Source organism: Kineosphaera limosa NBRC 100340, from assembly GCF_000298215.1.
Lineage (GTDB): Bacteria > Actinomycetota > Actinomycetes > Actinomycetales > Dermatophilaceae > Kineosphaera > Kineosphaera limosa.
Window position 1 is genome coordinate 1 of the sequence record NZ_BAHD01000012.1, and the last position, 12127, is coordinate 12127.

Here is a 12127-nt window from a genome sequence, read left to right on the forward strand (position 1 = left end):
TCGACCGGGTGACCGACTGTTACGCCGCGCTCGGTGCGATGCACGCTCGCTGGCGACCGATGCCGGGTCGCTTCAAGGACTTCATCGCAATGCCGAAGTTCAACATGTACCAGTCGCTGCACACCACGGTCATCGGTCCGGACGGCAAGCCGGTGGAGATCCAGATCCGCACGCACGACATGCACCGGCGGGCCGAGTACGGGGTTGCCGCGCACTGGAAGTACAAGGGGATGAGCAGCGGCCCGGCGCTCTCGACGTTGCTGCGCACGGGCGGCGAGGACGGCTCGCCGACCGACATGGAGTGGCTGCGGCAACTGCTCGAATGGGAGCGGGAGACATCGGATCCGGCGGAGTTCCTCGAGAGCCTGCGGTACGAGATGAACACCAAGGAGGTGTACGTCTTCTCGCCGAAGGGGGCCGTCATCGCCTTGCCGTTGGGGTCGACTCCCGTGGACTTCGCGTACGCGGTGCACACGGAGGTCGGGCACCACTGCATCGGTGGCCGCGTGAACGGCCGGCTGGTGCCGCTGGAGTCGACCCTGGAGCACGGCGACGTCGTCGAGATCCTCACGAGTAAGGCCGACGGCGCCGGCCCGTCGCGAGACTGGCTGAACTTCGTGCGATCGCCCCGCGCCCGCAACAAGATCCGTCAGTGGTTCAGCAAGTCGCGTCGCGAGGAGTCGATCGAGGCCGGCAAAGAGGCGATCGCCAAGGCGATGCGCAAGCAGAGCCTGCCGCTGCAGCGGATCATGACGGCGGAGAGCATGCAGGCGATGGCGACCGAGCTGCGTTACGCCGACATCGAGGCGCTGTACGCCTCCGTGGGCGAGGGGCACGTGTCGGCGCAGTCGATCGTCGAGCGGGCCGTGGCGGCCCAAGGCGGGGAAGACGGCGCGACCGAGGACCTGGCCGAAGCGACGATGCCGGGCGTCGGGCGCCCGCGGCGGCGCTCCAACTCCGACCCGGGCATCGTCGTCAAGGGCATTGGCGACGCCCCGGCGAAGCTGGCCAAGTGCTGCACGCCGGTGCCGGGTGACCCCATCCTGGGGTTCACGACGCGAGACCGGGTGATCTCGGTGCACCGCACCGACTGCACGAACGCCGATCAGCTGCGGTCCCACCCCGAGCGGCTCATCGACGTCGAGTGGTCACCCAGCGCCGCCAGCCTGTTTCTCGTGCAGTTGCAGGTCGAGGCGCTCGACCGTAACCGGCTGCTCTCCGATGTCACGCGGGTCATCTCCGACCACCACGTCAACATCCTGTCGGCCACCGTCACGACCTCCCGCGACCGGGTGGCGATCTCGCAGTTCACCTTCGAGATGGGCGACCCCAGCCACCTCGACCACGTCATCAACGCGGTCCGCCGCGTCGACGGCGTCTTCGACGTGTACCGCGTCACCGGCGGCAAGGCCAAGGGCAAGTAGTCCTCCGAGGCGATGCCGCTCGACTGCTCGCCGGCTCTGGCGCGGCGAGCTGTCGTCAGGTCAGAGGTGCGCCCAAGGAGCTGGGGTGCGGCAGCTCCAACGGGATGCGCTCGATGAGCGCGCCCGGCGGCTGGTCGCCGTGGAGAAGCAATTCGATGGCTCGCGCCCCCATCTGCAGGTACGGCAAGCTCAGGCTGCTCAGCGCGGGATCGAGCCAGGCGGCTAGATCGGAGCCGTCGAAGGAGACGACGGGTACGTCGTCGGGGATGTGGAGGGAGTGTCGTCGCAAGGCGTCGTAGGCGCCCATGGCCACGCGGTCGTTGAGCGCGCAGATGGCCCCGGGCACGGGGTTGGATCTCAGGTAGGCGTCGAGAGCTTCGCGAGCCTGCGTCGGCCACCACAGGCACTCCAGGTGCGTCAGCGGGATCTTGTGCTCACCCAGGTCGGCGCGTAAGCCGCGTTCCCGCAGCTCGCCGGCCATGCCGGGGCTCGGATCCTCGGCGGTGGGCCCGTGCACCACCCGGCCGAGCAACAGCACGCCGTCGGTGCGCCCGCGCGCCGCCATGGCCCCACGCAGCAGCGACCCCGCGAGCCGGCCCGCCTGCTCGTCGTCGGGCACCACCGCGGCCGGGGAGTCGTCGTGGACGCCCGCCGTCGAGTTGTGCGGGCGCCGGGACCTCGGCCCGGGTCCGGTGGCCGGGGCGGGCAGCGCGTTGAGCAGAACGAGGGGATGCCCTTGCAGGACCTGGGGGATGGGTAGGCGCCGGTAGCTGCTGGCCGCGTAGACGAAACCGTCGACCCCTTGGTCGATGAGTTGGTGCAGCAGCCGGTCGAACAGCTCAGGGCGCCCGTCGGACTGGGCCACATAGAGCAGCTGCCCGGCGCTGCCGGCGGCCTGGGAGGCGCCGCGCACCAGATCGGCGGCGAAGTGATCCCCACTGACATCGGCCGACACCAGGGCCAACGTCTGCGTGCCGCCTTGGAGCAGCGCGGTGGCCAAGCGATTGGGTCGATACCCAAGCTGCTGTGCGGTCTCGCGCACGCGCCGGGCCGTGTCCGCCGCGAAGCGCGCCGAAGCACGGTCGTTGAGGATGACCGACGCGGTGCCGCGGGAGACCCCGGCGGCTTCTGCGACTTGCTGCAGGGTGACTCGACCCGACACGTGCACGCACCTCCTGGCTAGGCGATCCCGGCCACCCGGCTCCCTGTGAGCCCCCGTCCAGTATTCGACGTCGCTCACGACTGTGGTCGGGCGGGCTCCTCAATCGGGAACACAGCCGACTCTTGACAGCTTCTCTGAACCTACGATACCAATGCAGAACGCGTTTGGCAGCGTTGCCAAACCGATTCGGCGAGATGTTGGACACATCGGCATCCATCGTCGTCCCATCCGTCAGATCTCCACCGAGGAGCACCCGTCCATGACGACTCAGGGCTTTGCAGAGCGCAGCACGACGCTTCATCTACGCGCGGCGGAGGTCAGCCTCCTCCTCGACCTCTCCGGCGGGCAGTTGCCCGCCGTGCTGCACTGGGGGGCGGACCTCGGTCCGCTCACCGCCGACGACGCCGCGCAGATCGCGGACGCCAGCGTGTTGCCGGTGCCGCCGAACGCCTGCGACGTACCGGTGCGCTTGGCCCTGCTGCCGGAGTTGCACACCGGCTGGTTGGGTCGCCCCGGCCTCTCCGGGCACCGCTCCGGGGCCGGCTGGTCGCCGCGCTTCACGCTCGAATCGGCGCAGCTCACGCCGACCGGCACCGCGGCGACTAGCACGGCGACGCGGGAGATCAGCGGGCACGTGGAGGCCGGAGCCGCTGCGCTGGTCGTGCGCGCCCGCGACGAACAGGCCGCACTGTCGCTCGAGGTGCACATCGAGTTGCTCCCGCAGGGTCTGGTCCGCGGCCGTGCCCAGGTGCGCAACGAGGCCGGCGCCGCGACCGATCAGGACGCCGTCTACACCGTCGACGACCTCGTCGTCGCGTGGCCCGTGCCCGCCACCGCCCGTGAGATTCTCGACTTCGCCGGGCGCTGGGGCAAAGAGAAGACACCCCAACGCAGTCGCCTGGAGGTGGGCACCCACGTGCGGGAGAACCGGCGCGGGCGCACCGGCGCCGACGCCGCCGGCATCGTGCACCTCGGCGAGCCCGGCTTCGACTTCGCGCAGGGCCGGGTGTGGGGCGTGCACACGGCCTACAGCGGCAATCACCTGCACTATGCCGAGCGCCTGAACACCGGTGCTCAGGTGGTGGGTGGCGGAGAGCTGCTGCTGCCGGGGGAGGTGCGCCTCGAGCCGGGGCAGAGCTACGCGGGTCCGTGGGTGTACGGCTCGTTCGGCCTGGGCCTGGACCAGGTGGCCCGTCGGTTCCACCGCTACCTGCGGGCCCGCGAGCGGCACGTCGACACGGCCCGGCCGGTCACCCTCAACGTGTGGGAAGCGGTCTACTTCGACCACGACCTCGCCCGCCTCAGCGATCTGGCGCGGCGGGCCGCCGATCTGGGGGTCGAGCGATTCGTGCTGGACGACGGCTGGTTCGGGGCCCGCCGCAACGACCACGCCGGCCTCGGCGACTGGGTGGTCAGCGCCGACGCCTGGCCCGACGGGCTGGGCCCCCTGATCGACCAGGTCACGGGCCTGGGCATGCAGTTCGGCCTGTGGTTCGAACCGGAGATGGTCAACCCCGACTCCGACGTGGCCCGCGCCCACCCGGAGTGGATCATGACCGCCCGCACCGACGGAGCGGATGGGTGGCCCGTCGAATCCCGCTTCCAGCAGGTGTTGAATATCGGCATCCCGGGCGCGTATGAGCATGTGCGTGACCAGATGGACGCGCTTCTGAGTGAGTACGACATCGGCTACCTCAAGTGGGACCACAACCGGGATCTCATCGAGGCCGGCGACGCGACCCGCGGCGGACGCTCCGGGGTGCACGCCCAGACCCAGGCCTACTACCGGCTGGTCGACGAGCTCAAGGAGCGGCATCCGGGCCTGGAGATCGAGTCGTGCTCCAGCGGCGGCGCGCGAGTCGACCTCGAGGCCATGGAGCACTGCGACCGCATCTGGGTCAGCGACTGCATCGACCCGCTCGAGCGGCAGCAGATGAACCGCTGGACCATGCAGTTGCTGCCCCCGGAACTGCTCGGTAGCCATATCGCCTCCGGGCGCTCGCACACCACTGGTCGAGTGCACGACCTCTCGTTCCGCGGCGGCACCGCCCTGCTGGGGCACCTGGGCATCGAGTGGGACCTGGCGCAGGCCTCCGCGGCCGAACTCACTGAACTCCGGGCGTGGATCTCGTACTACAAGAAACACCGCGATCACCTGCTGTCCGGTGACCTCGTGCGCGTCGACGTCGCCGACACCGACACCCTCAACCTCTACGGCGTCGTGAGCGGCGATCGGGCGCGGGCCACCTATTTCTACGCCGTGACGGCCCGCGCGGACACCAGCCCCCGCCCGCGGATGCGACTCCCCGGTCTCGACCCGGCCCGCCGCTACACGGTCGCGCCCGTCATCGTCGGGGAGCACCCCAGCGGCCTGCAGCCCGTGCACTGGTGGCACGGCCCGGGTGAGCTGGAGGAGCCGGGAGCGCTGGATCCTGCGCACCCCTATCCCGACGCGACCCTGCGTGGTCGGCGCCTCTCCGGCGGCACCTTCTCCGGGCGCGTCCTGGCGGAACTCGGCGTGCAGGCACCGCTGCTGGACCCCGACCAGATCGTGATGTTCCATGTCACGGCGACCTGACCCACTCCATCCGACAAAGCTCCGATAAAGCTCCAGGAGAGGACAACGATGTCCACCATCAGCAGCGGGGTGAGGCGTCAGCGCCGCGCCCCCGACGACACGCGACTTGCCCTGTGGTTCATTTTGCCGGCCGCCGCAGGAATGCTCATCTTCATGGTGTGGCCGACCTTGCGCGGCATCTGGCTCAGTTTCACCCGATTCAACCTGCTGCAGCCGGCCGAGTTCATCGGCCTCGACAACTACACCCGCATGTTCGGCGACCCCATCTTCTGGAACGCCATGCAGGTCACCCTCTGGTACGTGATCCTGAACATCGGACTGCAGACGATCCTGGCGCTCGTCATCGCTGTGATGATGCAGCGACTGACGACGTCGACGTGGTTGCGGGCCATTGTGCTGACGCCCTATCTGGTCTCCAATGTCGTCGCGGCGATGGTCTTCCTGTGGATTCTGGACTATCAACTCGGCATCGGCCAACAGGCGCTCATGGCGTTAGGGCTGGACCGTATTCCGTTCCTCGATTCGGAGGCGTGGGCGATCCCGACCGTCGCGTTCATCAACGTGTGGCGACACGTGGGTTACACGGCACTGCTGATCTTCGCGGGGCTGCAGACGATACCGAACACCGTCTACGAGGCCGCCAAGATGGATGGGGCCTCGGAGGTCAAGACGTTCTTCAACATCACCGTGCCGCTGCTGCGCCCGATCCTGGCGCTCGTGTTGATCATCACGGTCGTCGGTTCTTTCCAGGTGTTCGACACCGTCGCGATCGCCACCCAGGGTGGGCCGGTCAACGCGACCCGAGTGCTCCAGTTCTACATCTACGACATGGCGTTCGGGCGCTTCCAGTTCGGTTACGCCTCGGCGCTGTCCGTCGCGCTGCTGGCGATCCTGCTCGTCGTCACCGCGGTGCAGTATCGCTTGACCCGCGCCGGCTCCAGCGACCTTGACTAACGGAGAACCCGATGACAACCACCGTCAGTACCGACATGTCCGGCATTCCCGACTCGCAGGCCGAGAACAAGGAGCCGGCACCGACCAAACGTCGCATTTCGCCCGGGCGCGTCATCGCCTGGATCTTCATGATCGTCTTCCTGGCGATCACCCTCTTTCCCTTCTACTGGATCCTGCGCACCGCCCTGAGCAGTAACAACGCCCTGTACGCAGGCGGCAACTCGCTGCTGCCCGTGGGCTTCTCCACCGGCGGCTTCGAGCGCGTCTTCGGCCTGCAGACCGGCGCGGAGGCGATCGCTGCCGGCGGTGCCGGCCAGGCCATCGACTTCTGGCGCTACCTGTGGAACTCGGTCGTCGTCGCGACGCTCGTCACCGCCTTCCAAGTGATGTTCGCTTCCATGGCGGCGTACGCCTTCAGTCGGCTTCGTTGGCGGGGCCGGGACGTCGTCTTCGGCATCTTCCTGTCCTGCCTGATGATCCCTGCGATCTTCACGTTCCTGCCGAACTTCGTGCTCATCAAGGAACTGGGGCTCATCGATACGGTCTTCGGCATCGCCCTGCCGAGCATCTTCATGACGATGCCGTTCGCCGTGTTCTTCTTGCGGCAGTTCTTCCTCGGCATCTCCCGGGAGGTCGAGGAGGCGGCTTACGTCGATGGTGCCAGCAAGATCCGGGTGTTCTTCCAACTCATCCTGCCCATGGCGGCAGCACCGGTGACGACGTTGTCGCTGCTGGTCTACATCCAGAGCTGGAACGACTATTTCTGGCCGCTGATGGTCAGCTACACGGACCGGTCGATGGTGCTCACGGTGGGGCTGGGCGTTTTCCGTTCCCAGACACCCCAGACAGGGCCCGACTGGGCCGGCCTGATGGCCGCGACCCTCGTGGCCGCGCTCCCGATGTTGCTGCTCTTCGCGGTCTTCGCCAAGCGCATCGTCAATTCCATCGGCTTCAGCGGAATCAAGTGAGGAACAGCGACATGGGACAGCGATTCACGCGCCTTCGCAAGGCGCTGGCCGCCACCGCAATCGCCGGACTGCTCGGGGCGGCCACCGCCTGCGGCTCCACCGGGCAAGGCGCGCAGGCCGACGGAGTGGTCGACTACTGGCTGTGGGACAGCGCCCAGCAGCCCGGGTACCAGCAGTGTGCCGACGCCTTTCAGCAGGAGAATCCCGATGTTCGGGTGCGGATCACCCAATACGGCTGGGATGACTACTGGCAGAAGGTCACCGCCGGCTTCATCGCAGACACCGCGCCGGACGTCTTCACGAACCACCTCGCCCGCTTCGCCCAGTACGCGGACCTCGGCGTACTGCTGCCGCTCGACCAGCTCGAGGCGACCCAAGGGATCGCCGACGAGGACTACCAAGAAGGCCTGGCCGAGTTGTGGAAGGGGCAGGACGGCCACCGCTACGGCGCACCGAAGGACTGGGACACCGTCGCGATCTTCTACAACCGAGCGATGACCCAGGAGGCGGGCATCAGCGACGAGCAGTTGGCGACCATGGAGTGGAATCCGACCGACGGCGGCACGTTCGAGCAGATCGTCGCACGGCTGACCGTGGACGCCAACGGCGTACGCGGTGACGAGCCGGGCTTCAACAAGAACCGCATCCGCACCTACGGGTTCAACATCGACGAGGCCGGGGGCGGCAACTACGGGCAGACCCAGTGGTCGCCGTTCACCGCCAGCAACGGCTGGCACGCCACCGACGTCAACCCGTGGGCCAACCGGTTCAACTTCGACGACCCGAAGTTCCAGGACGCGTTGGCCTGGTACTTCTCACTGGCGCAGAAAGGCTACGCGCCTGACTTCGCGGCCTCCAGCGACTCCGACCGACTCATGGCGGCCAATCAGGCCGCCATGGCCATCAACGGATCGTGGATGATCGGCACGTTCACCTCCTTGGAGACCGCCGCGGGCGAGCGGATGGACATCAAGGTCGCACCGACGCCGATCGGGCCCACCGGGCATCGCGCGTCGATGTTCAACGGACTGGCGGACTCCATCTGGGTCGGTACGCCGGAGCCGGAGAAGGCGGCTCGCTGGGTTGCCTACCTCGCCGGAGCCGAATGCCAGGACATCATCGGCCGTGCGGGGGTCGTCTTCCCGGCTCGCCCGTCCGGGACTCAGTTGGCGACCGAGTACAACCGCACGCAGCGGCAACTGGACGTCACGCCTTTCACGGTGCATGTCACCGACGGCACGACGTTCCAGGCACCCGTCGTCAACTACGCCGCCGACATCCAGGCGCTCATCCGTCCAGCCCTCGACGCCATCTACATGGGCCGTGAGCCGGTGTCTTCGATGACGGCGGTCAACGAGCAGGTCAACGCCCTACTCGAACAGCAGCCTGAGGGGTAGCACGAACCGCGAGGAGTCTGTGGCGGCGCGAAGACGCCCGGCGCCGCCACAGGCTACCTAACGGCCGTCGGCTCATCTGGCACGATCGGCGCTATGGGGATTGGGCGGATGGCGGCGGCGCTGACCGGCGGGTGGCTGGGATGTGTGATCCTGTGGCACCTGGGGGCCAGCGCCGAGGCGAGCATCCTGGATTCGGTCGGCGCGCTCTACTGGTGTTCGCCGCTCCTGACGCTCCCGGCGGCGCTGTTCGCGGCCAGGTGGTCCCGGCGCCGGGGCCTGACGTGGTTCTTGCAGAATCGCTGGAACTTCGCGGGCTTTCTGACGGCCATCGCGCTCATTGTGGCCTTCCTCGTCGCCGTGATCGCGGCGGCCATCAGCTTGGCTAGCGGCGCGGTCGGGGTCTACATGTGGCCGGTGGCCGGCGTGTTCCTCGTCTCCCTCTACACGGCGCTGCCGGTGTGGTTCATGGCGGCCGGACTGATCGTCGGGCCAGGGTCGGCAGGCGGCACCGCGGGCGAGCCGGTCCTCCCGCGGTAGGAGGCCGACCGGCGGGGCGGGTTTCTACCATCGAGAGATGACCACGCGACGGCCACCGCCGGGCGACCTCCTGCTCGGGGCCGTCGGCTTGGCCGTGACCGTGCTCATCGCGATCGCGGCCTTCGACCATGGGCTCACCTGGTACACCGTCGCCGAGGTCCTCATTCATGTCGGACTGTGCGCCACGCTGCTCACCCGGCGGTTGTATCGGCGCGCCTCGTTCGTCGCCACGTACGCGTTGCTCGCCGCGCTGGCCGTCGTCGTCGCTGCGGCACCGATCAACCTCGGTGTCAGCCCGATCATCCTGGCTGCACCCCTGGCGCTCTACGTCGTCGCCCGGCACGAACCCGCCGCCTGGGGTGTGGTCGCGCTGCTGCTCGGCATCGCGGGCACCTTCTTCAGCCCCGTCAACCGCATGGCCGGCGGACCCGGGCTGCTGGTGCCCGTGATGATCCTCGGCATGGTCGGCACGTACCTGTGGGCCAGCGGCCGTCGTCGCACCGAGCTGGCCTATGCCGATCGTCTCGACCGCGAACGCGCCGAGCACGAGCGGGAACTCGCCCGGGGCATCGCCCGAGCGCAACTGGACGAGCGGGTCCGCATCGCCCGCGAGGTGCACGACGTCGTCGCCCACAGACTCGCTGTCGTCAGCGTGCAATCCAACACCGCCCTGGCGATCGGCACGCCCGAACAGATGCGCACCGCCCTGACCGGGGTCAAGGAGGCGAGCCGGTCCGCGCTGAGCGAGCTGCGGGCCTTGCTCGGGGTGCTGCGCGACGGGCAACCGGGCCGCGACGTCGGCGGCGACCTCGCGCGCCTCGACGACCTCGTGGCCGCGACCCGCGACGCCGGAATCGACCTGGTGGCTGACCTGCCCGACCCCGCCACCCTGGCGGCGTGGCAGAACTCGTGGCCGGCGGGCATTCGTCTGGCTCTGGTGCGGGTCGTGCAGGAGTCCCTGAGCAATGTCGTCAAACACGCCGGATCACAGGCCACCGCCCGGCTGCGGATCACTCTGGACGAGGGGGAGTGCGTCGTGTCCGTCGTCAACGATCTCAATAGCAGTCTTCACAGCAGTCTCAACAGTTCGGTTGGCAACGGTCCGCCAGGCGTGGGAGGCGGGGTGGCGACAGGGGCGGGGCTTGGCCTGGTGGGCCTGGCCGAGCGGATGGCGCTCGTCGGCGGGCGGTTCAGCGCCGGCCCGATATCGGAGGGGTTCGCCGTGCAGGCGTGGTTGCCCATGACCACCGAGCCGGTCACCACGGAGCCCATCGCCACGGAGCCCATCGCCACGGAGCCCATCGCCACGGAGCCCATCGCCACCGAGGGGGAGGCGGCGCAGTGATCCGCGTCGGAATCGTCGACGATCAGCCGCTGCTCGTCTCCGCGTTCGCCGCGCTACTCGACAACGAGCCGGACATGCAGGTCGTGGCGCGGGCAGCGGACGGCCTCGAAGCGGTGGCCGCCTGCGCGCAGCAGCCGATCGACGTGCTGCTCATGGACATCCGCATGCCGCGCCTCGACGGCATCGAGGCCACCCGGCGCATCGTCGAACAGGCCGCCGACGGGCGACCGCGCATCCTCATCCTCACCACATTCAACGTCGACGACCTCGTGCTCGGCGCGGTCGCCGCCGGTGCCCGCGGGTTTCTGCTCAAGGATGTCGAACCGGCGCAGCTCATCGACGCAGTCCGGGCCGTCCACCGCGGGGAGGCCGTCATCGCCGGTCAGGCCGCTCCCGCCCTGCTCGCGGCGCTGCGAAATCCGCCCGCGCCACCGTCTGCTGTGTCATCGTCTGCGACGCCATCGTCTGCGACGCCACCGTCTGCGACGCCACCGTCCGCGGCGCCATCGTCTGCGACGCCATCGTCCGCGGCGCCATCGCCTGCCTCGTCGACCCCGGGGGAGGACCCGCCCGCGCAGTCGGGGAGCCCCGACCTCCCGGCGGAGCTGACGGCCCGCGAGCTCGAGGTGCTCACCCTCATCGGCCGGGGGCGCACCAACGCCGAGATCGCCACCGAGTTGTACATCGCCCAGACCACGGTGAAGACCCACGTCGGCAACCTGCTGCTCAAGCTCGCCGCCCGCGACCGCGTGGCCCTCGTCGTGCTCGCCCACGGCGTCGGGCTCGTCGGGCCGCTGGCCGACGACGACGCGATGCGGACCGTGCCCCTGCGGTGAGGGCGTCGTCGGTGGCGTCGTCGGGGCGACTCCTACCGGGGGAGGAGGACCCTCGATCTGCCTCGTCGGCGCGGCCGCGCGAACCCTCCCGCAGCAGGATGTGCCAGCCACGTTCGCCGCGCGACCGTGAGGCTATGACCACCGCGAACACCGCATCGACCACATCGACACCAGCCCCTGGCGTGCCGGGGCAGCAGCAGGGGCCCATGTTCGGCTGCCGGGATCTGCGCAAGAATTTCGGGCGCCGCCCGGTGCTCGACGGCCTCGACCTGACCGTCACGCCCGGCCGGCTCTACGCGTTGCTGGGCCGCAACGGCGCGGGCAAGTCGACCGCGCTGAAGATCATGCTCGGATTGCTCCCCGCCGATGCCGGCACCGCCTACCTGCTCGGTGCCCCCTTCCAGCGGGCCGCGTTGGCCCACGTCGGCGCGAGCATCGACGGGCCCGCCTTCTACGGTCACCTCAGCGCCTGCGACAACGTCGGCGTGCACGCGCGGCTGACCGGCACGAGCGCCGCCCGCGTCGAGGAGGTGCTGGCGCTCGTCGGGCTCGGCGACGTCGGCCGCGCCAAGGCCCGCAGCTTCTCCACCGGGATGAAGGCCCGCCTCGCGCTGGCGATCGCGCTGCTCACCGACCCGACCGTGCTCGTGCTCGACGAGCCGCAGAACGGTCTGGACCCCGAGGGGATCATCGAGCTGCGCGGCCTCTTGCGGGACCTCGCCGCCCAGGGGCGCACCATCCTCATCAGCTCGCACCAGCTCGGGGAGGTCGTGCGCCTCGCCGACGACATCGGTGTGTTGGCCGGCGGGCGGCTGGTCTACGAGGGGCCGCTCGAGCAGTTTGCCTCCGGCGACTTGGAGGCCGCCTACCTGGCCGCCAGCGCCCCGGATGCCGAGCGCACGCCCACGGGTGGTGCGCGATGAGGT

General features: G+C 69.1%; 10 protein-coding genes. 9 read left to right on the forward strand and 1 reads right to left on the reverse strand.

Annotated features, from left to right (window positions below):
* Window positions 1-1424, forward strand: a 1424-nt coding sequence (locus KILIM_RS04050) for a RelA/SpoT family protein (RefSeq protein ID WP_006591349.1), incomplete at its 5' end; no start/stop codon positions are given.
* A gap of 55 nt (window positions 1425-1479) precedes the next feature.
* Here the strand turns inward: KILIM_RS04050 and KILIM_RS04055 are convergent.
* On the reverse strand, window positions 1480-2586 hold the full coding sequence (locus tag KILIM_RS04055) for a LacI family DNA-binding transcriptional regulator (RefSeq protein ID WP_169330737.1): 1107 nt from the start codon (window positions 2584-2586) through the stop codon (window positions 1480-1482).
* Window positions 2587-2845: 259 nt separating this feature from the next.
* Here KILIM_RS04055 and KILIM_RS04060 point away from each other — a divergent pair, with 259 nt between their 5' ends.
* The 8 genes from KILIM_RS04060 to KILIM_RS04095 all read left to right on the forward strand — a co-directional run bounded on the left by KILIM_RS04060 (window position 2846) and on the right by KILIM_RS04095 (window position 12124).
* Complete coding sequence (locus tag KILIM_RS04060) at window positions 2846-5164, forward strand: alpha-galactosidase (protein ID WP_157551442.1); 2319 nt, start codon at window positions 2846-2848, stop codon at window positions 5162-5164.
* A 48-nt stretch (window positions 5165-5212) separates the two neighbouring features.
* Complete coding sequence (locus tag KILIM_RS04065) at window positions 5213-6118, forward strand: carbohydrate ABC transporter permease (RefSeq protein ID WP_006591352.1); 906 nt, start codon at window positions 5213-5215, stop codon at window positions 6116-6118.
* 11 nt (window positions 6119-6129) lie between these two features.
* Window positions 6130-7086: a carbohydrate ABC transporter permease gene (locus KILIM_RS04070; protein ID WP_006591353.1), complete on the forward strand. Its 957-nt coding sequence runs from the start codon at window positions 6130-6132 to the stop codon at window positions 7084-7086.
* An 11-nt stretch (window positions 7087-7097) separates the two neighbouring features.
* Window positions 7098-8483: an ABC transporter substrate-binding protein gene (locus KILIM_RS04075; protein WP_006591354.1), complete on the forward strand. Its 1386-nt coding sequence runs from the start codon at window positions 7098-7100 to the stop codon at window positions 8481-8483.
* A gap of 93 nt (window positions 8484-8576) precedes the next feature.
* Entirely contained in the window at window positions 8577-9020 is a 444-nt protein-coding gene (locus tag KILIM_RS04080; RefSeq protein ID WP_040562169.1) for a hypothetical protein, read from the forward strand.
* Window positions 9021-9057: 37 nt separating this feature from the next.
* Window positions 9058-10365, forward strand: coding sequence for a sensor histidine kinase (locus KILIM_RS04085; protein WP_006591356.1), 1308 nt, complete (start codon window positions 9058-9060; stop codon window positions 10363-10365).
* A complete protein-coding gene (locus tag KILIM_RS25270; protein ID WP_006591357.1) occupies window positions 10362-11201 on the forward strand; it encodes a response regulator transcription factor in 840 nt (279 codons plus the stop codon). The genes KILIM_RS04085 and KILIM_RS25270 overlap by 4 nt, the downstream gene beginning before the upstream one ends.
* Before the next feature lie 134 nt (window positions 11202-11335).
* Window positions 11336-12124 (forward strand): ATP-binding cassette domain-containing protein, encoded by a 789-nt coding sequence (locus tag KILIM_RS04095; RefSeq protein ID WP_157551443.1) that lies wholly within the window; start codon window positions 11336-11338, stop codon window positions 12122-12124.
* The last annotated feature ends 3 nt before the right edge of the window (window positions 12125-12127 follow it).

Excerpts from the sequence above, each read along its gene's own strand:
- KILIM_RS04060 (WP_157551442.1), top strand. The coding sequence starts at position 2,846 with ATGACGACTCAGGGCTTTGCAGAGCGCAGCACGACGCTTCATCTACGC.
- KILIM_RS04065 (WP_006591352.1), top strand. The coding sequence starts at position 5,213 with ATGTCCACCATCAGCAGCGGGGTGAGGCGTCAGCGCCGCGCCCCCGAC.
- KILIM_RS04070 (WP_006591353.1), top strand. The coding sequence starts at position 6,130 with ATGACAACCACCGTCAGTACCGACATGTCCGGCATTCCCGACTCGCAG.
- KILIM_RS04075 (WP_006591354.1), top strand. The coding sequence starts at position 7,098 with ATGGGACAGCGATTCACGCGCCTTCGCAAGGCGCTGGCCGCCACCGCA.
- KILIM_RS04080 (WP_040562169.1), top strand. The coding sequence starts at position 8,577 with ATGGGGATTGGGCGGATGGCGGCGGCGCTGACCGGCGGGTGGCTGGGA.
- KILIM_RS04085 (WP_006591356.1), top strand. The coding sequence starts at position 9,058 with ATGACCACGCGACGGCCACCGCCGGGCGACCTCCTGCTCGGGGCCGTC.
- KILIM_RS04095 (WP_157551443.1), top strand. The coding sequence starts at position 11,336 with ATGACCACCGCGAACACCGCATCGACCACATCGACACCAGCCCCTGGC.